This window comes from Mucilaginibacter psychrotolerans (genome assembly GCF_004519315.1).
Classification (GTDB): domain Bacteria; phylum Bacteroidota; class Bacteroidia; order Sphingobacteriales; family Sphingobacteriaceae; genus Mucilaginibacter; species Mucilaginibacter psychrotolerans.
The window spans coordinates 303,998-327,289 of sequence record NZ_SOZE01000002.1 but is presented as its reverse complement, the minus strand read 5'-3'; the positions used below and the strand labels follow the sequence as shown (position 1 = coordinate 327,289).

Genomic DNA, 23,292 nt, shown 5'->3' with positions numbered 1-23,292 from the left:
GTCATAAACGCCTGTTCGTCGAAAAAATAGCCGGGAGGCTGTAATACGAGGACGTTTTTGGCATCAAAATGCTACTTTAGGCACGGTAGAAACCGTTTATATTACATGAAAAAGAGCTGGCAAATATTCTGGCACGTATTTTTTTGGCTGAGCATGATTTCGTTTTTTGTGTATTTGGCCTATGGCAGCAGCAAAATGACGCTGAAAGACCTGCTTGTGATATTTGTAGGATTCGGCGGTATCAACATCGGTTTGTTTTATATCAACTTCCTTGTTTTTATACCGCGGTATTTAGATACCAAGAAGTATAAGCTTTATGCCGGTGCTATTATTTTGACCATAATACTGTTTGGGTTGGGTAAATATGGCATAGCGCTCATGTTTAAAGAGCTTATATTAATGCGGGAGAAGGGGCATATCCTTAGCTTTTGGCGATACTTTGGCAGTACCGTTTTTACCAGCGTTATTTTCGTCTTCTTAAGCACGGTGCTCCGCTTTTCGGTAGATTGGTTCCTGAACGAACGCATACAGCGCGACCTGGAAAACCAACGCCTAAGCGCCGAGCTATCCTTCCTTAAATCGCAGATAAATCCGCATTTTCTGTTCAATTCGCTCAACAGCATTTATTCGCTGGCCTACCAAAAATCTGATACTACGCCCGAGGCCATCCTCAAGCTATCAGAAATAATGCGGTACATGCTTTACGAATGCAACGACAATAAGGTTGAATTGAGCAAAGAGTTGCAATACCTGCAAAATTATATCGACCTGCAGAAAATACGTTTTGGCAACAAGGCCTTTATCAATTACGAAGTGCATGGCGAGGTTACCAATCAACATATCGTGCCGCTGCTGCTCATCTCTTTTATAGAGAATGCCTTTAAGCATGGGGTAGCCAACGACCCGGCATCGCCCATTGTATTGAAGATAAACCTGAGCGACGGCCACCTGTACTTTTTTGTGCAGAACAAAAAGCACTCGCATAACCGCGACGCCTCGGGCGGCATAGGCCTCATCAACGTAAGGCGACGGCTGGATTTGCTGTATCCCGGTAAATATAATTTAGAAATACGCGACGAAGCAGACACCTACACTGTACAATTATCCTTAGTTTTATAACCATGATCAGATGCCTTGTAGTTGACGATGAGCCCCTGGCCCTCCATATACTGGAAGATTATATTTCCAAAATACCTTTCCTGAAATTAATAAAGGCTACTACCAATCCCATTGAAGCACTAACCATGGTGCAGGATGGCGGCATTGACCTGGTTTTTTTGGATGTGCAGATGCCCGAACTTACCGGCATACAATTCCTCAAAATTTCTAACGGCAAAACAAAAGTAATACTCTGCACTGCCTACCCGCAATACGCGTTGGAAGGTTACGAGCTTGATGTAATCGATTACCTGCTGAAACCTATCGCTTTCGACAGGTTCTTCAAATCGGTACAGAAGGCGCAAACGGTGATCGCCCCGGCCGCTAAGCCCGCCGTAGCACCCGAACCGGCCAAGCAGGACGATTTTATGAGCGATTTTATCTTCGTGAAAACCGAGCATAAGATACAGAAGGTGTACCTGCACGATATCTTGTTTATAGAGGGGCTTAAGGATTACATCTCCATTTTTACCCCTACCGAGCGCATCATTACCCTACAGGGCATGAAAAAAATGGAAGATGCCCTGCCCGAACGCCATTTTATGCGCGTGCATAAATCATACATTGTTGCCATTAACAAAATCGACAGCATAGAACGCAGCCGTATCTTCATTGGCGACAAAGTAATCCCAGTAGGCGATACCTACCGCGAAGATTTCTTTAAGATCATAGACGGGAAGAATATATAGCAATACCCATTACAAGAAACGCCCTGAATGCTATCAAGCAGACAGGGGTGGCAATATTACGCACGGTTTGATAATTAAGGCAAATAGTTGTTAACTGTATGTTTAAGGCAACCAAATTCCCGGCGCGACATTATCAATCGGGCAATAATGGATTAAGCGTAAAGAAATATTTAATTATTGAATAATATTGTTTTTTAAATCGCTTTATGTAATTTTAACAAAAAGAAACAAACCGTTCTTCCCCCAAGGCGTCTTTTTTGTTTTCTAGCGAAATTTTTGAACCGTTTAAAATCTTTGAACGTTTGTAACGGTTTCTTCGAATCAGATATGTTTTTCTATAATACATATAGCCAATTTGCTGAGGGCGTGGTTTACGGCAATCAATTAAATTTACTTATTTATGAAAGCAGAAAAAAAATTAACAAGAGAAGAAATGAAGAAGGTTTTAGGCGGCACACTTCAGTGTTACAGCGTTTGTGTTACGACTGGAATGAAGGAGTGCCAGGCAGACGGAGGAAGCCAATCATCTTGTATTGCTTATTTGGACCCTTATTGCAGCAATCTCTGCTCCTAATAAGCTAACAGCGCCTCGCTTTCATTGAGGAAGCGAGGTGTTTTAAGTAAGAAACTATTTATTACTTTATCGCAGATAAATATCACATTATTGATATAGATACGATTTCTAATCGGTAATATCGGCGCTTCCGAGTAGGCAAAGATTCCATTGGTTGATATTTGAATGCACTAAAATTACAAAACGCCCTGCCGACAATTAAGCGGGCCTGGCGTTTTGCATATTAAGATGGGCTTGTTAATTAAAGCTTACATCGGTATAACTTGCGTCAATTACTATTCGATTTGTTGAGCCTGCTTTACCTACATATCCTTTGTAGCTTTTGGTTGATGACCACCCGCGGTCATCGTCAGAAGGTAATTTTGAGGTTACCTTCACCTGGTCATCATCATAACTAAAGCTGCCAAATTTGGTGGTTACGTCGAAGTTAAAGTTTTCCGATTGTTTAAAATCGAACCTTATTTTGGTGAACTGCGCATCTACATTGATGCTCTTCACGGATTTGTCAATCGTTCCTACTCTGAAACCATCTCCATACCTGGCGTTAACGTCGGCAGAGCCCTTTAGCCTTTCAACATTAATTCCACCAAATTTGATTTCAGCATCAAGGTTGTTTGCGCTTCCTACTTTTATTTGCGTATATGCCACGCTTATCTTTCCGTTGTTGAAAGAGCTAAGAGACGAGTTTCCATCTCCAAACCGCAGGTCTATCTCGTTTTGCGCGTTTGATAATTGCCCGGCAACTAAGTTGCCGTAAGATACTTTTATAAAGGCCTTGCCCGAAAGATCCGGCAAGACAACGGCACCAAACTTGTTGTTGATATCGATAGGGTTGCCGGCCGGCATATAAACCGTATAGTTTATCTCTATGCTTTGGTGCCTGCTGCTACGGTTGCCACCATTGTCGTACAATTTGGTGCGGAACGATACCATAGAACCCACCTTACTATCTTCTATGCTGGATCCGTTTATCATATCGTCAACCGCATCTGCGTTATCCGAGCCGAATTTCATCTGCACATCTACCTTAAACTCATTCTTGGCCCAGGTATTCACGGTAATTTTGCCAAAGCTGTTGTTTATCTGCAAAACATCGTTGGCATCTACACTGTAGGTTTTGCTGTAGTTTTTTATCTTTTCAACCTGGTCGCCGCTGTTCACGGTGCTACTGTATCCGCTGCTATCAGTACTGAAGCTCATTGTGTTGAAGCTACCCGAATCGGGCACCACGCCCGCAAAGCTACCAGAGAAATTCTTGCCAAAATCTGCACCGAAGGTCTTTCCAAAGTCTTTACCGAACTTCTTGCCAAATTCTTTAAAGTCTTTGCCGAAGTCTTTAAACTTCATTTTAAACTGTTCGTTGCGTTTTTTAGAGGCCGCGGCTAGTTTCTGCTGGCTTTTATCCATACGCAGTTTGGCCATTTGTTTCTGCAGATTGCTCATCTGCTTTTGCAGATCGGCCATCTGTTTTTGGTAGGTCTTGTCGTCCAGTTGCTCGGTTTGCGGCGTAACGGTTTGCGGCATGGCCAAGGTTGACTGCGCAAAAGCTATGATGCTTAAGGCAATGCCTGCAATTAATGCAAACATCCGGCGGTTAAATATCTTTAGTTCCATTTTGTTGTTGCTTTTTGCTTTGGTTAAACTGTTCTATCACACTCAATTGCTGATTAAGCACCTCCGATTGTACTTGCAAGTTCCGGATCATTGCACGTAAAACACGTTCCTGGTTAGGGCTGGTGGCTAAATCTGTACTTAGTTTTTTATAGTTGGCCTGCATTTTGGCCAGTTCGTTGCTAAACTCGTTGTAAAGCTGCGGGTCGAATTTGGCTACCTGCTTCAGCTCTATTTTCCTGGTTTCTATCAGCGATGCGTATTGTACCTGCTGTTTGGCGTAGGTCGGGTTAATGCTCTTTAGGTCCACCTCGGCTGTTTGGCCGTTGCTGCCTTTTTGGCTTTGTACATACACGCCGAAACCTATACCCATAACTACGATGATCATGGCGGCTACCCTTAGCACGAAGCCAAGGGAGAATGTTTTGGCTTCGCGCTTTTTTGGCATTTCTGCCTCCCAGGCATCCAGTTCTTTTGAGATGTTGTCCCATATATCGGCGCGGGGTACCAGGTCGTCAAATTCTTCCCGGTTATCGCCAATAAAATCTTCCAAACGCTTGCTCATTTTGTTATTCCTTTCCTAATTAATATCTCGTTCAATTTCCGCTTAGCCCTCAGGAACTGCGTCCTCGAGGTGTTTTCTGCTATGCCCAATACCTGGCCAATTTCTTCGTGATCGTATCCCTCCAACAAGTAGAGCGACAATACCACCCGGTAACCATCGGGCAACTCTTTCATAGCATCTTTTACCTGTGCCACCTTATATTGTACATCGTCGTCGTTCCAGGGCTCTTCGTCGGCTATGTTATCCAGGTGCCCGTCGTCTACCTCCACCAGTTCCAGCTTCCGTTTGCGCAGCAGGTTGATGGAGCGATGCACTACGATTTGTTTAAGCCAAAGCCCAAAAGTAGTTTCCTGCCTAAAATCTTTCAGCCGGTTAAAGGCATCTGTAAAAGCTTCCTGCAGCACGTCTTCGGCCTCGCCAATGTTGCCCACTATCCTAAAGGCAATGTTCAGCATTGCTTTAGAATATAGTTTGTACAACTCGAAACAGGCTTTCTTGCTTCCCTGCTTACACTCAACTACCAGTTGATAATGCTTATCTACAAATACAGCTTCCAATTAATTTTGTGAGGTTTCAAGTTAAATGACGCGGGCTATTTGGCAACGTTGCATACAGTTACAAAAAAATACACGATTTAGCGATTTTTTGATTAATACGATAAAATAAAGCAGAAATTTATTCGTTTAGGTGCCAATTTTAACAGGATTTAAGGATTGAAAGATTAAACAAGATTAAAATTATAAGCGTAGTGTAAGGAGTCGGAAACGAATCCGGTAAAATCCATTAATCCTTTAACTGTGTTTAATATCCTTTTTGCAAAGAATCCTGCTAAATCCCTTAATCCTTAAATCGTGTTTAATCGTGTCTAAATAGTGTTTGCAAGATACTTATCTACAGCCGCTACTGCATTATCATACCTGTCTTCGCCTGTGCCTGTTATCAAAACGTAATTGGCGTTAAGTGCCGCCAGCTCGACGTACCAAACATCCATAAAATGCTCGCGCATGTGCGGAAAATCGCGCAGCGGGTCATCTTCCCAGGGCAGGTCTATAGCCAGTAGCAGATAAAGGTCGTAGGGATGTTTAGGCAATTCATCCAGTACTACCTGCGGCGATTTGCCGAAAGAATAATCGGCCCAGATTTTCACGGTGATGAACGTGGTATCACAAATGAGCAGCTTATTAGCCTGCGGCAGTATTGCTGCTTCCAGGGCCAACTGGCCTTCGAACATATTTATCTCATCCTGCCAGGTAGGCGGCGCGGTAAGTTTTTCGCAATAGCCTCGGGCAAACTCGGGCACCCAGGCTGTTTTGTAGTGCTGCGCCAAAAATTTCGACATGGTAGATTTCCCTGTAGATTCGGGGCCCACCACGGCTATTTTGATGATATCGGATTTCGGATGTTCGATTTCGGGTTTTTCCATTAGCTATTCTCAGTTCTGCTCCTTCTTCTCCAAATGGAGTCCTTTGGACATGGGGATGACGGTCTTTTTATATTGCTTATTCCAATCGATATATCCCTTGTACGCTATAACAAACAGTATTACATATAGCAAAGCGGTAAGATAAAGTCTCTTATAGATATACAGCGGCACGTAGCAGGCATCTACAAACACCCAAAGGGCCCAGTTTTGCAATACCTTGCGTGTCATCAATAATTGTGCAACAAAACTTACCGCCGTGCAGAAACCATCGATATAAGGCACATTTGTGGGCGTAAATTTATCTAATATAAAACCTAGAACCAGGGCCAGGGCAACGGTTGCCAAGGCTGTTAATGCCAGCCCTTGGTTTGTTAAACTCGTGATGGGTTTTTCGTCTTTTTCTGTCTTCTTTAGCCAGAAGTACCAGCCATAAACACAGGTACTTAAAAAGTACATTTGCAGTACAGCATCGCCATATAATTGATTTTTGTAGAAAACGATGCTATAAGCAAGCACGCTAACGATTGCTACCAACCAGTTCCAGATGCTTTGCCTGGCTGCCAGATAAACGCAGGCGGCGCCCGTAATTGCACCTACCCATTCTAACAAGGTTGTGTTCCTTATTTCCTGGATAAGTTGCTGGCCTACGGACAAGCTTGATGCGTGCATGCTGTAAATATAAAAAAGCTAATTATATGGTGGCTTTTTTACCACCAAGGGCGCAAAGCTTTTACAGTGGCTATAACACAAAGAGCACCAAGGAAAATCTTAGTGCTCTCTGTGCTTTTATCTTTGTGTACTTCGTGGCAAAAAAGCAGCTTACCAAATTTTCACCCTCTTCGCCGGATCCAGCCACATTTTATCGCCTTTCTTAATACCGAAAGCCTGGTAAAATTCATCTACATCGGTAAAGGGGCCATTCACCCGCATAAAGCCCGGCGAGTGTACGTCGCTAAGCAACTGGCTCGACAATGCTTCGGGCCTGTCGTGCCCAAGCCAGCCCAGTGCATAGCCTAAAAAGTAGCGTTGCAGCGGCGTAAGGCCGTTTATGGTTTTGCCATCTTTATATTGCTGTGTTTTTTTGAACGCATCCAGGCCAATAACGATGCCGCCCAAATCGGCAATATTTTCGCCGAGGGTGGCCTTACCGTTTATATGCTGATCGCCAATTTTATAGCCGTCGAACTGCTTCACCAGCATCTCGGCACGTTGCGTAAATTTGGCCGAATCCTGCGGAGTCCACCATGCTTTCAGGTTTCCCTGCGCATCGTACTGGCGGCCCTGATCGTCAAAACCGTGGGTAATTTCGTGGCCTATGGTTGATGCTGCTGCGTAGCCATAAACCACGGCATCATCTATATTTTCATCCAGCGCGCCTGGTATCATAAAAATAGCAGCCGGCAATACAATTTCGTTATTCGAGGGGTTGTAGTAAGCGTTGTAGGTTTGCGGTGTCATACCCCACTCGGTGCGGTCCACCGGTTTGCCCAGTTTATCGGCATTTAAGTGATGCAGAAAAACACTGGCACGCATTACGTTTTGTGCATACGAACTGCGGTCGATAGTTAAACTGCTGTAATCTTTCCAATGGTTGGGGTAGCCCACTTTGGGCATTACCTTAGCCAGTTTGTTAAAGGCTTTTTCTTTGGTAGCGGCGCTCATCCAGTCCAGCCTTTCAATGTGCTCTTTAAAGGTGGTACGCATATCTTCCACCAGTTTTACGTAACGTTCCTTTGTTTTCTCGGGGAAGTATGCTTTAACAAAAATTTGTCCCAGTACTTCGCCCATCAGGCCATTCTCGGTATCTATCACGCGTTTCCAACGTGGCAGTTGCTCCTTGCGGCCATATAATGCCATGCCAAAAAAACGAAAGTTCTCGTCATCAAAAGCTTTGCTGAGGTAAGGGCTGGCATCGCCAACCAGGTTTTTCTTCAGGTAGTTCTTCCAGTCGGCAAGGGTAAACTTGCTTAGCGCCTCGTTTACGGCTTTGTAATATTCGGGTTGGCCAACTATAACGGTATCCACCATTTTATAGTCCATTCCCGCTAAAGTGCTTTTCCAGTCAATAGCAGGAGCCAATTTGCCCAAGTCATCAACAGCCATTTTGTTATAGTTCTTGTAAGGGTCGCGCAGGTCCTCCAGTTTGCGGGAGTTTGATGCCAGGAATTTTTCCAGCTCGTAAGTTTTATCAGCAGCTGCTTTGGCGGCGGCGGCATCCAGGCCGATGAGCTTGTAAACTATGGGCAAATGTTTTTGCTGATAATCGGTACGGATATCAACACTATGTTTGTCGGTATTGAAATAGTAATCGCGGTTGGGCAGGCCAATGCCTCCCTGGTATAATTGCAGCATCATTTTGCTGCTGTTTTTATCGTCCTGGCCTACATAAGTGCTGATAGGGTTAGGCACGCCAATAGTTGCCAGGTGCGCAAACTCCGCAACTAATGCTTTGGTGTCGCTTATTTTATCTATCAATGCCAGCTCATCCTTTAAAGGAGCTAAGCCTTGCTTCTCTATATTCACGGAATCCATCCCGCTGAAATAGAAATCACCAATTTTTTGCGTGTTGCTGCCTTTTGCAGCACTGGCTTCCAGGGCGTCTTCGTTTATTTTTTTCAGTTTATCGCGCAAGTCGTTTTGCACTACGTTGCCTATACCCCAGCTTGAATAAGCGCCCGGAATAGGGTTTTCCTTTGTCCACCTGCCATTGGCGTATAAAAAGAAATCGTCGCCGGGTTTAGCGGCGGTATCAATGTTCTTAAAAACGCGGTCGTTTTCGGCATAAAGTTTTGCCTGGTCGCCGCCGCCGTTTTTGCAGGCGCTCAAAAGCGAAGCGGCAATGGCAAAAATCGCAATTGCGCGGGTGTTTGTTTTTTTGATCATATTTTAGATGGTGTATGTAATAAAATACAGGGGGTGTATGTAAAAACAGAAAATCAATAGTGGTTAAATATACATAGTTAATTTTATTTCATTTAATGACGATGGAAGAATGCGTTGGAAATTTATCTGAAAATAAATTAAACATAAAAGTTGTAGGCGTTTTGCGCGATTCAAAACACGAGTGTACCGGCATTGCTCATTAAACAACTAACTATCAACGCTTAAAGCCATTCATTGTGTCAAATAAACAATTTGGAATTTCTCCAAATGCCCTATTTATGTTTAAACACGGGCTTCTTACCGTAAAAAAACATGGCGTTAATTTTGTTATAAACCAAACAGCCCTGCATATCCTGCAAAAAACATAAAAGCATCTACCTATGCAAAAACGTTTTCAGGTGTTCAGGCTTAATTGAATTCTCAGTAGCCCAAGTTGAGATGATTTGTTCTTTTTTTTGGGTTTAATCAATAGTTTAAATTAATTAGGGGAAAAGGGAGCTTCAAAAAGGCTCTCTTTTTTTGTGCCTATAATTTTGCTATGCGTGCATAATACTTTACTTTAGGCTCATCAAAATACACCTATGCAGTTTGAACTTACCGAAGAGCAATTGATGATACGCCAGGCCGCGCGCGATTTTGCGCAAACGGAGTTAAAACCCGGCGTAATAGAGCGCGACGAGCACCAGAAATTCCCTGCAGAACAGATAAAGAAGCTGGGTGAGCTGGGCTTTTTAGGCATGATGGTATCGCCCGAGTATGGCGGTAGCGGCATGGATGCCATATCCTACAGCATTGTGATGGAGGAACTATCAAAGGTTGATGCATCGGCATCGGTAGTGGTATCGGTAAATAATTCGCTGGTGTGTTACGGCCTGGAGAAATATGGCAATGAAGCGCAGAAACAAAAATATTTAATACCACTGGCGCAGGGACAGGTGATAGGCGCTTTTTGCCTGAGCGAGCCTGAGGCAGGTTCTGATGCTACCTCGCAGCAAACCACGGCCATTGATATGGGCGATTATTACCTGCTCAACGGCACCAAAAACTGGATAACCAATGGCAGTACGGCATCAACCTATATTGTTATGGCCCAAACCGATGCCTCCAAAAAACACCGCGGTATCAACGCGCTTATTATAGAAAAAGGCATGCAAGGTTTTACTGTGGGCCCCAAAGAAAATAAGATGGGTATCCGTGGCTCTGATACCCATTCGCTGATGTTTACCGATGTAAAAGTTCCTAAAGAAAACCGCATAGGCGAGGAAGGCTTCGGCTTTAAATTTGCCATGGCCACGCTGGAGGGCGGGCGCATCGGCATCGCATCGCAGGCGCTGGGCATCGCCGCCGGGGCTTATGAACTATCGGTACAATATGCTAAAGACCGCAAGGCATTCGGTAAAACCCTGGCCGATTTGCAGGCCATCCAGTTCAAACTGGCCGACATGGCTACTGAGATAGAAGCCGCACGCCTGCTGTGCTACCGTGCGGCATGGCTAAAGGACAACCATCTGCCTTACGCGCAGGCAGCATCTATGGCCAAACTCTTCGCATCAGAAACCGCAATGCGCACCACCGTAGAAGCCGTACAGATACACGGCGGCTACGGTTTTGTAAAAGAGTACCATGTAGAACGCCTGATGCGGGATGCCAAAATAACGCAGATATACGAGGGGACATCAGAGATTCAACGGATTGTCATCTCCCGCGAGGTATTGAAGTAATTGATAATTTGCTTAAATTTGGATATGACGGATAAGGATTTTTTAGTTGTTATCGCCGAGATGCTGCGGAAGCAAGATCAGCAGTCGGAAAAATTGGATGAGCATTCTACAATACTCAATCAGCATACGCAAATTTTAAATGAGCATACTGGCATGTTTAAGGAAACAAACGCAATGCTTAGGCAACTTGTAGAGTTGTCGCTTCAAGAATTTCAACAGAATCATAAATTCATGGAGCAACAACAATCGTTTAATGAGCGGCAACTTTTATTTAATCAGCGTCAGCAAGAATTCAACGCACGCTTCTTAGATAAGCTCACCGATATTGAAAAGGCGCTGAAAAAATAAGCTCACCCCATTGTCATTTGCTACCGAATTTTTAAATAGTTGCCTCCTTTTGTTACTTTTGAAAAAGTATATCAAATTAGTAGACTATTTTATCCATGATAAAGAAACTTCTATTTAGCGCGGCAGTCTTCGCTTCGCTATCCCCAATAGCTTCGGCACAAACCAAACTGGCAACCAGCATCTGGCGCGGCGCACTCAAAACTACCTCAGGTAACGAAATCCCCTTCAATTTTGAGGTTAGCGGCAACGGCAAGCAGCAACTGACGGTTATCAACAGCACCGAGCATTTGCAGGTGCCTAACGTAACGGGCAGCGGCGATTCGGTATTCGTCAAAATGCCTTTGTTCGATTCGGAGTTCCGGCTTAAACAAACCGGCCAAACGCTTAGCGGGCAATTTATCAAGCACCTGGGCGCTCGCGATGCAGCCATGGAATTTACTGCAATGGCAACTACCCCTTATCGTTTTTTTAAGGATGGCGAAAAGCCCGCTTTTGATGTGAGTGGCCGCTGGTCGGCCATATTTGGCGAGGGTGCCGATCAGGACACCACCGTGGCTGAATTCAAACAAAGCGGCAGCAAAGTAACGGGTACCTTTTTAACCACAACAGGCGATTACCGCTTTCTGGAGGGTACGGTGGCCGGTAATCGCCTTTACCTAAGCTGTTTCGATGGAGGGCATGCCTTTTTATTCACGGCGAAAATAAGTGATGATAAAACCCTGAGCGAGGGCAAATTCTTCTCAGGTTTAACCGGTAAAGATGTTTGGACCGCAGTACGTAACAAGAACGCTAAACTCCCCGATGCTTATTCACTAGCTGCTTTAAAACCGGGCTACAAAAAACTAGCTTTTAGCTTTAAGGATATAACCGGGAAAACGGTTTCTTTGGACGATGAACGCTTTAAAAACAAAGTGGTTATCATCCAGATCATGGGCTCCTGGTGCCCTAATTGTATGGACGAAACCGCCTACATGGTAAACTATTACAAGAAATTCCATAAAAAGGGCGTTGAGGTTGTGGGCCTCGCCTACGAGCGCACTACCGATTTTGCCAAATCGCAAAAAACGGTAGCGCAGATAAAAGATCGCTTTAATATCCCCTACCCGCTATTGATTACCGGCTACACCAGCAACAAAGTGGAAACGGCTAAAAGCCTGCCTATGCTTACCAAAGTTGTGGGCTTCCCTACAACCATCATTATTGATAAGAGCGGCGATGTACGCAAAATACACACCGGCTTCAGCGGGCCGGGCACCGGGCACTACTACACCGAATTCATTAGCGAGTTTGAGCAGCTAACGGAGGATCTGCTGGCCGAAAAGATATAATGCCCCATAAAACAAAAGGCCATAAAATGCACTTTTAATACTATGCAGCAAACACTCCATATCCTCAATGGCGATGCCACTTTACCCGGTTTTGAACAGGCCGATATAGCCGGCGATGTGATGATATGGCGCGAAGTGTTATCAGAAGGGCCGGTGATGGCCAATGTTGCATCAGCGGCATTTTGGCAGCAACGGGCTGAATGGATAAGCGCAACCTTTGGCGAAACGCCGGAGGGCTACCACGACAGCGTGGTTGTACCGCTGGAAATGCTGAGCCAGCCTTACGAAGAAATAAATCTTTGGTTTGATTTTGATTTGCATTGCCAGGTAAACCTACTGGCATGCATGATGCTGCTTAACCAGCAAACCAACCTATCTGCCCCTGAAGTATATTTGATAAGCCCTACCGATTTCCCGGGTATGGAAGATTTTATGGGTATGGGTCAGCTTAACGGCGAGCAGTTAGATTACCTGTACGATAATATCCGCGTACAATTAAGCGAATACGATTTTGCACTTGCTGCTGAAGCATGGGCGATGTACGTGGAGGGCGATGCCGCTAAGCTGAAAGCCTGGCTTACCGAAACCACCTTTTGGGGCAATATGTCCAATCTGGAGCCAGCTATGCAGGCGCATCTGAAAAGACTTGAATTTGATGCCGACGGCTTAAATTATATTCATCGTAAACTGCTGGTTATTTACAATGACGGCAGCCGTACAAAACCGGCCATTTACCAATCCTTCTGGCAAACCGAAAAAATATACGGCATGGGCGATAGCCAACTGGATATTTACCTGCAGCAATTAGCAGATAAACAACTCATCAACCTTTAAAGTACTGACGCCGGCACCGTAACGGCCATGGGTGCCGTTCGCTCGCTCTCGTTCTTCAACCTGTCTATAGCGGTTACCACATAAAAATAGGTTTTTCCCGGCTGTACAGTAGTATCCTGGTAAAGGGTATCAGTATTATACTGGATATGTACGATGTTGCGCGGGTCGCCTAAATCAAATTTCTCATTTACCTGGAACCGATAGATCACGTATCCGTAAACGGGCTCATTATCAGCAGCTGCCAGGGGGGCACTCCATCGCAAAACGGCATTCTTTTTTTCCAGCCGCGCCGTAAAAGCCTGTGGTGCATTAGGCGGTACCGAATCCAGCCAAAGCATTGGCGGCGGCAGTGCCGGGTAGCGATAAAAATCTGTCCTTAAGCTATCGGTTAAGTGATTGGCATTGTTTACTATTGATAAAGAGCGGAAGAATACACTGCCCTGTGCCCTCGGATTGGCACGAATAAGCCTAAGCTGATTGGGTATCTCCGATGGATTTTTGTAGGCAAGGCTGCGCGGCTCATAAAAGCGGTAGGGAGCCTGGCCAACGTACAAATGGCGATTGTAAGTGTTGCTGCTCCACCAATCCAGCAGTTTTTCAAACGGAGCCAGGCGATAACCAATATGCCAGTATATCTGCGGGTTTATGTAATCTATCCAACCTTCTTTCATCCATTTGCGGCTATCTGCAAAGTTTTCAATGTAAGAGGAGCCTCCATTTGTTTCCGAACCATCGGGGTGTTGGCTCCTGTTGGCCCATATGCCGAACGGGCTTATGCCAAACTTCATCGTTGGCTTGTATTTGTGTATGCTATCGGCCAGCATGTGTATCAGCTTATCTACATTATCGCGGCGCCAATCCTTTATATTATCAAAGCCTTTGCCATATTCTGCGTACGCCTCAGCGTCGTTTATTACCTGTCCTTTTGCGGGGTATGGGTAAAAGTAATCATCCATATGTATGCCGTCTACATCGTAGTTCTTCACCACATCAAGCACCACCTGCACTATATATTCGCGCACTTCGGGCAAACCGGGGTTAAAAAGCTTTATACCTTCGTACGTAAAAAACCATTCGGGTTTGGTACGGGTAATATGATCAGGGGCAAGTGCGTAAAATTTATTATCGAAGGTGGCGCGGTAGGGGTTAAACCAGGCATGCAGCTCCATGCTGCGCTTGTGCGCCTCGTTTATAGCAAATTGTAAGGGGTCGTAATCCGGGGTTTCGCCCTGTTTGCCGGTAAGGTATTTAGACCATGGTTCGCGGCTTTTGGCGTAGAAGGCATCGGCTGCGGGCCTCACCTGGAACATAATGGCGTTAATGCCCGCTTGCTGGTGTGCGTTCAGTTGATTTATGAGGTCGCGCTGCTGGCTCTCTGCTGTTCCGCGCGCATTCTGCGGCCAATCGAGGTTAGATACCGTAGCTATCCAAACGCCCCTAAACTCCCGCTTGGGCTGTGGGCGAACCGAAACAGAATCCGCAGTAACAACTGCCTGGGCAAACGTAGGTGCCGAAATCAACAAAGAAAGAACGAGCGCAAAAAAGTATTTATAACGTAGCATCAAGCCGGTATTTTATTAAAAGCTGCAAAGATATAAACTCATTACTAAGCGGTTTTATTATTAAGCATAATATTTGCCTCGGTTTTATGTTTTAGTTATTCAGGTTGGTTTTAAAATTGACGCTAAAATTTATGTGGTTTAACAGATTTTTTTACCTTAGCATAAATTAAACCACTTATTTAATCAACAACCCCAGGTAAAACCCTAAGCTTTTGTAATAGTTTAGGCTATATTAAACTTAACGATCAATTACGATGGAAAAAGAATACGGACAACCGCCTAAAAAAAATTCGAATGTAATTTACTTTTTGATAGCGGTAGTAGTGGCTTTGTTGGGTACAGATGTGTACCTGTACATGCAAAAAAGCAAATCGGATACGAAGATAGTTTACCAGAATGATGAGAAAACCCGCCTGCAAACAGAGTTGGATAGCCTGGAGGCACAAATAGAGCAGGTAAACGCCGGTCGTGCGCAAATGAGCGCAGCCATGAAAGCCGAAAATGATTCGTTGAGAGTTAAAATAAAAGTGTTGCGCCAAAAACTGGCAAAAGGCAAGCTTACCGTTGCCGAGCTTGGCAAGGCTCAGGAAGATGTAAAGCAACTACGTTATTTTGTGGCCAAATACACTGCCGAAAACGAAGAGCTTAAGAAAGAAAACACTAACCTAACCGTAGAACGCGACACGTTGAAGAACAACCTGGCCACAGTCAGCGGCAAGGCAGCCGACCTGGAAAAGAAAAACCAGGAGCTGGATTCGAGGGTAAAAGAAGCATCGGCATTAAAGGTAGGCGTTGCTGAAGTAATTGCTTATAAGATAAAGAACAGCGGCAAAGAAGTTGAAGAGAAGAAAGCTAAAAACGTACAGAAAATAAAGATAAGCTTTACTGTTGCAAGCAACACCGTGGCCGAAAAAGGACTGCATGATGTTTACGTACGCGTTATAGACCCTACCGGCAACCTCATAACGCCGGCAGATAGCGGCACCTTTACTGCCGACGCACAGGATTTGCAATACACCTATAAAACGGCCATTGATTTTAAAGACGATGGCAGCACCTACCCTATTGACTGGTTGTACTCACCATTCCAAAAAGGTACATATACCGTAATTTTATATGCCGATGGATACACCATGGGTAAAGCATCGTTCACGCTAAAATAGGCAGGCATGCCCCCAATATAGAAGAGGCTGTATCATAAACATGGTACAGCCTCTTTTTTTGGAGCAGCGAACACCTCAAAACCGACGAAGACAATATTTCGCGCGGCAATGGCGGGCCAAACATAGCCTGGTTTAAAGATCCGGCGGGCAATTTCTTTTCGGTTATAGAGGAATAATCAGACCGCTTATTACCGGGTGAACGCGCAGTCGCCAGAGCGCCGATTTACCTTACCCCGGGCGAAGGGCCAAAATCAATAGTGCGATGGCTGGCTGATGAATTGCTGCGCTGGGCGGTTATCCTCCTTGTACTTCTCCGGCAAGTCTGATTTATGGTGCAGTGTGCCATAGTAGGATATTTCCAGCTTGCGCTCACCCGAATCATTGATAGTGAGTTTGAAAATCATGTCGTAATCATCCTCATCAAGCGCGTCAAACGGCATTTCACTTCCAAATGCATCCAGCAGGGGCATCAGGGTATTGGAGTGCCCTATGATAAGCACGTTGTTGCCGTTGAAGTTTTTCAGTATAGTTGAGGCAAAAGTTTTAAGGCTATCGCCATAAACCCGGGGCAATATGCGGGCCTGCGTAGCCAGCGGTGTAGCCGTTTCGGCGGTGCGTTTGTATTTGGTAACGTATATAGCTTTTATTTTTTCGCGCTTCAGGAATTTGGCAAGCGATGCGGCGCGTTTCAGCCCATCTAAGTTAAGGTTGGGATTATCGGGGTTTAACGCGGTAGCAGCCTCTTTTTCGGCATGGCGCACCAGCCATATGGTAGTTTCTTGTGCAAATGCATTATAATTGCTAAGTAAAAAGCAAACAAACAGTGCTCTTAAAGCTTTATTTCTTAGCGATGCGTTTTTCATAACGTTGATATGGATTGCAAGTAAAGGTATTTACAAAAATATAGATATGAAGTTTTTTGATAAAGAATATTTAAAACACCTCTGGAAAGTGTTGGTGGCCACATTCAGCGCTTTCGGCAGCGATAATGGCTTAAAGTTAAGCGCATCCCTTGCGTATTACACGGTTTTCTCGTTGGCTCCGCTGCTTATCCTTATCATATCCTTAGCCGGCCTGGTTTTTGGCCACGATGCCGCCACCAACAGGCTTTATCCCGAAATTAAGCATTACGTAGGTGAATCTGCCGCTCTGCAGATTCAAGAGATGCTTAAAAGTCTTGAGCTAAGTGGTAAAACCGGCACTGCTGTTGCCGTTGGCGTTGGCACATTGTTGATAGGTGCCAGCAGTATTTTCCTGGAGATACAAGATTCGCTGAATATGATCTGGCGGGTAAAGGCCAAGCCCAAAAAAGGCTGGGTAAAAATGTTGCAGAATAGATTCCTTTCGTTTTCGCTTATCATTAGCCTGGGCTTCTTGCTCATGGCATCTTTACTCGTAGGCATCTTAATGGATGCTTTAAGGGACCGTATAGCACATTTTTTACCTTTGATTACGGGCAACCTCCTAAAGCTGGTAAACCTTGGTGTTACATTATTAGTAATTTCTACGCTGTTTGGCATCATATTTAAATTTTTGCCCGATGTAAAGATAAAATGGAAAGACGTGCGTTCGGGTGCCATTTTTACTGCGGTTCTGTTCATCCTGGGGCAATACATCATTGGTCTTTATATACAATATACGTCGCAAGGCTCATCATCTACCTATGGCGCAGCCGGGTCGCTCATTGTGATATTGGTGTGGATTTATTATACGGCGGCTATTTTATACATCGGGGCCGAGTTTACCCAGGTGTATGCAGAAGCCATAGGCAGCCATATAGAACCTGCCGATTATGCCGTACATATTCAGCAAACCGAAGTGGAAAGTACCGTTAAGCAATTACCCCCTCAAAATCCCGATATAAAGGGTAATCTTGTCACTTCTCCTGCAGAGAAAAAAACTTAAAACTTAGCTGTTAGCCAAAGCCATACGCGTTCATACACTGTGTATTAGGCTATAGTTAGCTATTTACAACAAGGGCATTGCACATTAATTAAATAATGCTGTACATTTAGCTTCCAATTATAGGGTTCCTTGCTAGTAGCTAAATACATATTACAAAGAAGAGCTTTCTGGCTCACTGCGGTTATATGCTGCTGTTATGTATCGGTTGCGGCACAATCTTTTACGGTAGACAGTGGCCGCAGGAACGTATCCATCCCCTTCAGGGTTATCCGCAATATGGTGGTCATTAATATGCGCATTAACGATAAGGGCCCCTATAACTTTATTTTGGATACAGGCGTTGGGTTGATGATCATGACCGATCCCGCCATGATAGATTCGATAAAACTCGACTACCTGCGCACGATTAAGATAACCGGCCTCGGTACCGATGGCGATTATGAAGCCATCATTACCCCACCTTTAAAACTTGGAATCCCGGGTCTTTACAGTACTGGCATATCGGCAGCTATTTTAAAAAAAGATTATTTCAATCTCTCCAGTTATGTGGGTCTGCCTATACGCGGCTTGCTTGGCTGGGATTTTTTTAACAACCTCGCTGTAAAGGTGAATTTCTCTGATAGCACCTTAACCGTTTGCCGCCCTGCCGATTTGAGAGGAATCAAAAAAAACCAGCGCATACCCATAACCATCGAAGATAAAAAGCCTTATTTGGAAACCATCGTAGTTATGCCCGGTGGGCGCCGCGTAAAGAACAAACTGGTGATAGACCTTGGCGCCGGACACCCCCTGTCATTAGAGAACCTGCAAAAAACCAACGGTATCCCACCTAAATTTATCAAGGCCAACCTGGGCGTTGCCATTAATGGCCCCATAGATGGCGTTATAAGCCGCATAAAAGAGATTGAGCTTGGCAAATACAAGTTAAAGGATGTCATCACTTCGTTCCCCGATACTACTGCCGATAACCGGCCATATAACGTGCCGCGCGATGGCAATATGGGCATCGGCATCCTGAAAAAATTCAACGTTGTTTTTGATTATAGCAACGGTTGGCTGTACCTGAAGCCAAACGAAACCTATAGCATCCCTTTTGAACACGACATGAGCGGCATAGAATATTTTTCTGCGGGTGATAATCTGGATCACCTTATCATCAGCAGGGTAGAGCCCGGCTCGCCGGCAGACGAGATTGGGCTGGAGAAAAATGACGAGATCGTATCTATCAACTTTAAGCCGGTTGCAAAAATGGGTACCGAGGAAGTAGATAACCTGTTAAAATCCAGAGCCGATCGCAGCATACTGCTCGAAGTTTATCACGATAAACGATACGATAAAGTTATACTCACCTTAAGAAGAAGGATATAAGCCATTTGTAACAAGCCCGTTGCCCTATTGACAATATTGCATAATATTTTATATTTTGCACTTTGATCTTTACTACTTAATTATTATAAAAATTATGAACAAACCTTTACGGGCAGGCATTTGCCTGCGCGTGGCCATTGTTGCCCTTGCCTTCGCAGCCGGCTCTTGCGCTACCAAAAAAAACGCCGCATCTACGGTAACCCTTAAAACCACTACAACTCCGGGCGGCACAACCACTACAACCGCAACTGTGGCCCCGCCAAAGAAAGAAGGCATTAAAAAATTCAGCGACCTAGTAGGTAAGGTAAAGGGCGATGAGGGCCTTTTTACAACTTACAAGGTAGACGGTAAATATTATTTCGAGGTTCCCGATAGCCTGATTAGTCGCGAAATGTTGGTGGTAACCCGTTTCGTAAAAACGCCGGCCGGCTTAAAATCATTCGGTCAGCAGTACGGTGGCGAAGAAGTGAACAACCAGGTTTGGAAATGGGAACGCCACGATAAGCAAATTTTCGTGCGGGTGCCTAGCTACTCGGTAAGAGCAGATAGTACCAGCGATATGTACCAATCGGTAAAAAACTCTAACCTTGATGCTGTGCTGGCATCTTTCGATATCAAAGCGTATAACAAAGACACTACCGGCGTACTGATAGATGTAACCGATATGTATAACGGCGACCTTGCCGCCATAAGCCTGCCGGATAATATCAAGAAGCTTTACAAAGTAAGCGCGCTTGATAACAGCCGCTCGTATATCGATACCATCAAAAGTTTCCCTATCAACGTAGAGGTACGCACGCTGAAAACTTTCCGCGCAGCCGAATCGCCAACCGATAATACCAACGCAGCGCTCACTTTTGAGCTAAACACTTCTATGCTGTTGCTGCCTAAAGTGCCTATGAAAGCTCGTTTAATGGATGCGCGAGTGGGTTATTTTGGCCAATCGCAAACCGATTACGGCACTGGTGCGCAAAAATCCGAAGTTACGTCATATATACACCGTTGGAGGCTGGAGCCTAAAGACGAAGCAGCTTATGCCCGCGGCGTACTGGTAGAACCAAAGAAACAAATTGTTTACTATATAGATCCTGCCACACCAAAAAAATGGGTGCCATACCTTATTGCCGGCATTAACGACTGGAACAAAGCCTTTGAAGCGGCAGGCTTTAAGAATGCCATTGTTGGCAAAGTTGCCCCTACCTATAAGGAAGACCCCGAGTTTAGTCCGGAAGATGCACGTTATAGCGTGATACGCTACTTTGCCTCAGATGTGCAAAATGCCTACGGCCCGCATATTTCCGATCCGCGCAGTGGCGAGATACTGGAGAGCCACGTAGGTTGGTACCACAACGTTATGAGCCTGTTGCGCAACTGGTACCTGATACAAACCGCAGCCGTAAACCCCAATGTGCGCAACCCACAATTTACCGATGAGCAAATGGGCGAATTGATCCGCTTCGTATCATCGCACGAAATTGGGCACACCCTGGGCCTGCCACACAACTTTGGCAGCAGCTACGCTTACAAGGTAGATTCGCTGCGTTCTAAAACATTTACCGCTACACACGGTACAGCGCCATCTATTATGGATTATGCCCGCTTCAACTACATTGCACAACCCGGCGATGGCGTAACCCACCTGTACCCACAAATTGGCGAGTACGACCTGTGGGCTGTTAAATGGGGCTACAGCTACTTTGGCGGCGGCAAAACACCAAAGAAGGAGAAAGAATTGCTGGATGTGTGGACTACGAAAAACGCCGGCAACCCGCTTTACTACTACGGGCGCCAGGGTACTTCTATAGACCCGCGCCTGCAAAATGAAGACCTGGGCGATAATGCCATGAAGGCCAGCAACTACGGTATTGCCAACCTGAAAAGGATATTACCGAACCTGGAGAAATGGACCTACCAGAAAGGTGAGGATTTTGACGACGTGCAAACCCTTTATAATGAGGTAATAGGCCAATACAATCGCTATATAGGCCACGTAACCATGAACGTTGGCGGCATGAACGAAAACTTTAAAACCTATGACCAAACAGGCCCGGTTTACGGTTTCGTGAGCAAAAGCCTGCAACGCGATGCAGTTGCATTCCTTAACCAGCAGGTATTTAAAACGCCAACCTGGCTCATCAATACTGCCGAGTTGAGCAAGTTCGATAACGGCGTGGTAATTGGCCGCATAAAAGCCGTGCAGGTAAATGCGCTGGGCAATTTGTTAAACCCATCGCGCCTGGCCCGCATGTTCGATAACGAAACGAAGAGTGGCGCATTGGCTTATACGGTTAGCGATTTGCTTACCGATCTGCGTCCCGGTATATTCCCTGCCGCTAAGCCCGACCAGTTTCAGCGCAACCTGCAGCGTGGGTATATCGATAATTTAAAGATGTTTTTGAATGTTGATGCCAGCCAAAGTTTCCCCGGTGCTACATCGGCACAATTGGCAAGCTACGGCTTAACGCCAATAAATATTGCCCTATCTGATATCCGCCCAATGGTTAGGGCCGAATTGGCTAAAATTAGTGCCAGCCTACCTAAGGGCGGCGATGCCTTGACAACAGCGCACTACACCGATTTGCGCCTGCGCATAAAAGAGGCCCTGTTTCCAACCAAACCTGTTATCAATGTGGTTGGCGGCACCGTAAGCCGTTTTACTAACGACAGCAGCGACACGCAAATAGAATATTAAGATTAGATGCCCATACCGGGTATGGCCTCTTAAACAAAGCCCCTGCTATTTTTAGTAGGGGCTTTGTTTTTTAATGCGCGGGCAAACGGCTCATTTAAGCTGACTGATATTTTCGAAGAAAGCGGCTTGCAGGTCGAGCAGCGAACGAACGCTCATGCTTTCGCCATACACATCGAAGCAAAGGAATTTCGCTTTAGACATATCGCCCCCTCTGGCTTTTTCGAAAAAGTTGAATGTTTCGAAAAAGTAATGATTGGTGGTTTCCTTGTTTCTGAAATTGGTTTGCGACGCATTTAGCCTAAAGCCAATAGCATCCATCCACGCATGTACCCTTGCGTGGAGCGACGTAGTGATGTTATCCATAGGTTAAAGATTTATAATATTTAACGAAAACGACTTTGAAAAGGTTTTATTCTTTGGCGAAACTGTTTTTAACACTCGTTAACAATTATGGTGTATGATGTCACTCCAGAAAATCATTTGACGGTTTAGGAAAATTTATTTCCTTGAATACGTCCTGAAACTTATTAACACCCCTCTCGTACAAAGACACTCACTGCACCCTCTATGAGAATAAAATATACCCTTTTTGCCATTTCGATAATTTGCTTAACTAGCCTTGGGCTTGTAAAAAGACGATAACACCCGGTCCTGCCGGTGCCGATGGAGAAACAGGTGCTACCGGTGCCACTGGTGCTACCGGCGCCACGGGTGCTGCGGGGCCACAGGGTCCGCAGGGAGCAACCGGCGCTAATGGCGCAACGGGCGCAACAGGCCCGGCTGGTGCTACTGGAGCAACTGGGCCTACAGGCCCTGCAGGCCCAACTGGTGCAACCGGCGCTACGGGAGCTACAGGTGCTACGGGGGCGCAAGGCCCTGCCGGCCCAACAGGGGCTACCGGCGCCACAGGCGCACAGGGTCCCGCCGGAGCTACAGGTGCAACTGGCGCTACTGGTGCACAAGGCCCAGCTGGTTCGCAAGGAGCTACTGGCGCTACCGGTGCCACAGGTGCTGATGGTGCGACCGGCGCAGCCGGTGCCGATGGAAATGCCAACGTAAGCAGCGTGCTGCTAAGCAATCGTACTGTGGTTTTGACAGGCTTTACGCAATTTAACGTGCCGCAGATTACACAAGATATAGTAGACAAAGGCGTGGTGTTGATGTTCTTTAGAATAACCGGTAGCAATAGCGGCTTTTTTGCCATGCCTTATGCCGAGGCCGGCCAAACCCTTGCGCTTTCTTCTTACGGAGTAGGCTACGTAAGCGTAAAATCAAACTTTACGGCAAGTGGGCTTGATTTCAGGGTGGTAATTATGGCGGGCACTTCGCTCACTACTTTGGGTACCACGCATCCCGGGTTAAACCTCAGGAACTACAGCCAGGTAGCTGCTGCCCTGCACTTGTCTAATTAAAATACAGGCTACTATACAATTTTATACATCTTATTATCTTAGGCTCCGTTTTAACG

22 protein-coding genes are annotated in these 23,292 nt (G+C 45.5%); 12 read left to right on the top strand and 10 right to left on the bottom strand.

Going from position 1 to position 23,292, the window contains the following annotated elements; genetic code table 11:
- The first annotated feature begins 105 nt into the window (after window positions 1-105).
- The 3 genes from E2R66_RS03555 to E2R66_RS28260 all read left to right on the top strand — a co-directional run bounded on the left by E2R66_RS03555 (window position 106) and on the right by E2R66_RS28260 (window position 2,421).
- Window positions 106-1,119, top strand: a complete 1,014-nt coding sequence (locus E2R66_RS03555) for a sensor histidine kinase (RefSeq protein WP_133226301.1) — start codon at window positions 106-108, stop codon at window positions 1,117-1,119.
- 2 nt (window positions 1,120-1,121) lie between these two features.
- On the top strand, window positions 1,122-1,847 hold the full coding sequence (locus E2R66_RS03550) for a LytR/AlgR family response regulator transcription factor (protein WP_133226303.1): 726 nt from the start codon (window positions 1,122-1,124) through the stop codon (window positions 1,845-1,847).
- A 400-nt stretch (window positions 1,848-2,247) separates the two neighbouring features.
- Complete coding sequence (locus E2R66_RS28260; protein ID WP_158288329.1) at window positions 2,248-2,421, top strand: bacteriocin-like protein; 174 nt, start codon at window positions 2,248-2,250, stop codon at window positions 2,419-2,421.
- A 237-nt stretch (window positions 2,422-2,658) separates the two neighbouring features.
- Here E2R66_RS28260 and E2R66_RS03545 read toward each other — a convergent pair whose 3' ends face one another.
- The 6 genes from E2R66_RS03545 to E2R66_RS03520 form a co-directional block, all read right to left on the bottom strand.
- On the bottom strand, window positions 2,659-4,035 hold the full coding sequence (locus tag E2R66_RS03545) for a hypothetical protein (protein WP_133226305.1): 1,377 nt from the start codon (window positions 4,033-4,035) through the stop codon (window positions 2,659-2,661).
- Window positions 4,016-4,597, bottom strand: a complete 582-nt coding sequence (locus E2R66_RS03540) for a hypothetical protein (protein WP_133226307.1) — start codon at window positions 4,595-4,597, stop codon at window positions 4,016-4,018. Before E2R66_RS03540 ends, E2R66_RS03545 begins: the two co-directional genes overlap by 20 nt.
- Window positions 4,594-5,154 carry an RNA polymerase sigma factor gene (locus tag E2R66_RS03535; protein ID WP_133226309.1) on the bottom strand — a complete coding sequence of 187 codons (561 nt, stop codon included), beginning with the start codon at window positions 5,152-5,154 and terminating at the stop codon, window positions 4,594-4,596. The genes E2R66_RS03540 and E2R66_RS03535 overlap by 4 nt, the downstream gene beginning before the upstream one ends.
- Before the next feature lie 308 nt (window positions 5,155-5,462).
- Window positions 5,463-6,020: an AAA family ATPase gene (locus E2R66_RS03530; protein ID WP_133226311.1), complete on the bottom strand. Its 558-nt coding sequence runs from the start codon at window positions 6,018-6,020 to the stop codon at window positions 5,463-5,465.
- A gap of 9 nt (window positions 6,021-6,029) precedes the next feature.
- Window positions 6,030-6,689, bottom strand: coding sequence for a nicotinamide riboside transporter PnuC (gene pnuC / locus E2R66_RS03525; protein WP_133226313.1), 660 nt, complete (start codon window positions 6,687-6,689; stop codon window positions 6,030-6,032).
- 150 nt (window positions 6,690-6,839) lie between these two features.
- Entirely contained in the window at window positions 6,840-8,903 is a 2,064-nt protein-coding gene (locus tag E2R66_RS03520) for a M13 family metallopeptidase (RefSeq protein WP_133226315.1), read from the bottom strand.
- Between the two features lie 581 nt (window positions 8,904-9,484).
- Between E2R66_RS03520 and E2R66_RS03515 the strand changes: the two genes are divergently transcribed.
- The 4 genes from E2R66_RS03515 to E2R66_RS03500 all read left to right on the top strand — a co-directional run bounded on the left by E2R66_RS03515 (window position 9,485) and on the right by E2R66_RS03500 (window position 13,134).
- Window positions 9,485-10,624, top strand: coding sequence for an acyl-CoA dehydrogenase (locus E2R66_RS03515; protein ID WP_133226317.1), 1,140 nt, complete (start codon window positions 9,485-9,487; stop codon window positions 10,622-10,624).
- Window positions 10,625-10,648: 24 nt separating this feature from the next.
- Window positions 10,649-10,972, top strand: coding sequence for a hypothetical protein (locus tag E2R66_RS03510; protein ID WP_133226319.1), 324 nt, complete (start codon window positions 10,649-10,651; stop codon window positions 10,970-10,972).
- A 95-nt stretch (window positions 10,973-11,067) separates the two neighbouring features.
- Window positions 11,068-12,300 carry a peroxiredoxin family protein gene (locus E2R66_RS03505; protein ID WP_133226321.1) on the top strand — a complete coding sequence of 411 codons (1,233 nt, stop codon included), beginning with the start codon at window positions 11,068-11,070 and terminating at the stop codon, window positions 12,298-12,300.
- A 42-nt stretch (window positions 12,301-12,342) separates the two neighbouring features.
- Window positions 12,343-13,134 (top strand): hypothetical protein, encoded by a 792-nt coding sequence (locus E2R66_RS03500; RefSeq protein ID WP_133226323.1) that lies wholly within the window; start codon window positions 12,343-12,345, stop codon window positions 13,132-13,134.
- Here the strand turns inward: E2R66_RS03500 and E2R66_RS03495 are convergent.
- A complete protein-coding gene (locus E2R66_RS03495; protein ID WP_133226325.1) occupies window positions 13,131-14,696 on the bottom strand; it encodes a glycoside hydrolase family 10 protein in 1,566 nt (521 codons plus the stop codon). The two genes, E2R66_RS03500 and E2R66_RS03495, sit on opposite strands and share 4 nt — an antisense overlap.
- Before the next feature lie 254 nt (window positions 14,697-14,950).
- Here E2R66_RS03495 and E2R66_RS03490 point away from each other — a divergent pair, with 254 nt between their 5' ends.
- A complete protein-coding gene (locus E2R66_RS03490) occupies window positions 14,951-15,859 on the top strand; it encodes a hypothetical protein (protein ID WP_133226327.1) in 909 nt (302 codons plus the stop codon).
- A gap of 251 nt (window positions 15,860-16,110) precedes the next feature.
- Here E2R66_RS03490 and E2R66_RS03480 read toward each other — a convergent pair whose 3' ends face one another.
- Window positions 16,111-16,722, bottom strand: a complete 612-nt coding sequence (locus E2R66_RS03480; RefSeq protein WP_133226329.1) for a SixA phosphatase family protein — start codon at window positions 16,720-16,722, stop codon at window positions 16,111-16,113.
- 46 nt (window positions 16,723-16,768) lie between these two features.
- On the opposite strand from E2R66_RS03480, the gene E2R66_RS03475 reads away from it, so the two are divergent.
- The 3 genes from E2R66_RS03475 (at window position 16,769) to E2R66_RS03465 (ending at window position 21,824) form a co-directional block, all read left to right on the top strand.
- Window positions 16,769-17,764, top strand: a complete 996-nt coding sequence (locus tag E2R66_RS03475; RefSeq protein ID WP_133226331.1) for a YihY/virulence factor BrkB family protein — start codon at window positions 16,769-16,771, stop codon at window positions 17,762-17,764.
- 129 nt (window positions 17,765-17,893) lie between these two features.
- Window positions 17,894-19,132, top strand: coding sequence for a PDZ domain-containing protein (locus E2R66_RS03470; RefSeq protein ID WP_133226333.1), 1,239 nt, complete (start codon window positions 17,894-17,896; stop codon window positions 19,130-19,132).
- A gap of 94 nt (window positions 19,133-19,226) precedes the next feature.
- Window positions 19,227-21,824: a zinc-dependent metalloprotease gene (locus E2R66_RS03465; protein ID WP_133226335.1), complete on the top strand. Its 2,598-nt coding sequence runs from the start codon at window positions 19,227-19,229 to the stop codon at window positions 21,822-21,824.
- A gap of 90 nt (window positions 21,825-21,914) precedes the next feature.
- Here E2R66_RS03465 and E2R66_RS03460 read toward each other — a convergent pair whose 3' ends face one another.
- Window positions 21,915-22,187: a hypothetical protein gene (locus E2R66_RS03460; RefSeq protein ID WP_133226337.1), complete on the bottom strand. Its 273-nt coding sequence runs from the start codon at window positions 22,185-22,187 to the stop codon at window positions 21,915-21,917.
- A gap of 250 nt (window positions 22,188-22,437) precedes the next feature.
- Complete coding sequence (locus E2R66_RS28915; protein WP_240049226.1) at window positions 22,438-22,902, bottom strand: hypothetical protein; 465 nt, start codon at window positions 22,900-22,902, stop codon at window positions 22,438-22,440.
- Between the two features lie 7 nt (window positions 22,903-22,909).
- Between E2R66_RS28915 and E2R66_RS28910 the strand changes: the two genes are divergently transcribed.
- Window positions 22,910-23,236, top strand: a complete 327-nt coding sequence (locus E2R66_RS28910; RefSeq protein ID WP_134737900.1) for a hypothetical protein — start codon at window positions 22,910-22,912, stop codon at window positions 23,234-23,236.
- The last annotated feature ends 56 nt before the right edge of the window (window positions 23,237-23,292 follow it).

What these genes read in the sequence shown, in the direction of transcription:
- E2R66_RS03475 (WP_133226331.1), top strand. Translation starts at nt 16,769, where the DNA reads ATGAAGTTTTTTGATAAAGAATATTTAAAACACCTCTGGAAAGTGTTG.
- E2R66_RS03550 (WP_133226303.1), top strand. Translation starts at nt 1,122, where the DNA reads ATGATCAGATGCCTTGTAGTTGACGATGAGCCCCTGGCCCTCCATATA.
- E2R66_RS03510 (WP_133226319.1), top strand. Translation starts at nt 10,649, where the DNA reads ATGACGGATAAGGATTTTTTAGTTGTTATCGCCGAGATGCTGCGGAAG.
- E2R66_RS03495 (WP_133226325.1), bottom strand. Translation starts at nt 14,696, where the DNA reads ATGCTACGTTATAAATACTTTTTTGCGCTCGTTCTTTCTTTGTTGATT.
- pnuC (WP_133226313.1), bottom strand. Translation starts at nt 6,689, where the DNA reads ATGCACGCATCAAGCTTGTCCGTAGGCCAGCAACTTATCCAGGAAATA.
- E2R66_RS28260 (WP_158288329.1), top strand. Translation starts at nt 2,248, where the DNA reads ATGAAAGCAGAAAAAAAATTAACAAGAGAAGAAATGAAGAAGGTTTTA.
- E2R66_RS03460 (WP_133226337.1), bottom strand. Translation starts at nt 22,187, where the DNA reads ATGGATAACATCACTACGTCGCTCCACGCAAGGGTACATGCGTGGATG.
- E2R66_RS03480 (WP_133226329.1), bottom strand. Translation starts at nt 16,722, where the DNA reads ATGAAAAACGCATCGCTAAGAAATAAAGCTTTAAGAGCACTGTTTGTT.
- E2R66_RS03520 (WP_133226315.1), bottom strand. Translation starts at nt 8,903, where the DNA reads ATGATCAAAAAAACAAACACCCGCGCAATTGCGATTTTTGCCATTGCC.
- E2R66_RS03500 (WP_133226323.1), top strand. Translation starts at nt 12,343, where the DNA reads ATGCAGCAAACACTCCATATCCTCAATGGCGATGCCACTTTACCCGGT.
- E2R66_RS03530 (WP_133226311.1), bottom strand. Translation starts at nt 6,020, where the DNA reads ATGGAAAAACCCGAAATCGAACATCCGAAATCCGATATCATCAAAATA.
- E2R66_RS03505 (WP_133226321.1), top strand. Translation starts at nt 11,068, where the DNA reads ATGATAAAGAAACTTCTATTTAGCGCGGCAGTCTTCGCTTCGCTATCC.
- E2R66_RS03555 (WP_133226301.1), top strand. Translation starts at nt 106, where the DNA reads ATGAAAAAGAGCTGGCAAATATTCTGGCACGTATTTTTTTGGCTGAGC.
- E2R66_RS03490 (WP_133226327.1), top strand. Translation starts at nt 14,951, where the DNA reads ATGGAAAAAGAATACGGACAACCGCCTAAAAAAAATTCGAATGTAATT.
- E2R66_RS03515 (WP_133226317.1), top strand. Translation starts at nt 9,485, where the DNA reads ATGCAGTTTGAACTTACCGAAGAGCAATTGATGATACGCCAGGCCGCG.
- E2R66_RS03545 (WP_133226305.1), bottom strand. Translation starts at nt 4,035, where the DNA reads ATGGAACTAAAGATATTTAACCGCCGGATGTTTGCATTAATTGCAGGC.
- E2R66_RS03540 (WP_133226307.1), bottom strand. Translation starts at nt 4,597, where the DNA reads ATGAGCAAGCGTTTGGAAGATTTTATTGGCGATAACCGGGAAGAATTT.
- E2R66_RS03465 (WP_133226335.1), top strand. Translation starts at nt 19,227, where the DNA reads ATGAACAAACCTTTACGGGCAGGCATTTGCCTGCGCGTGGCCATTGTT.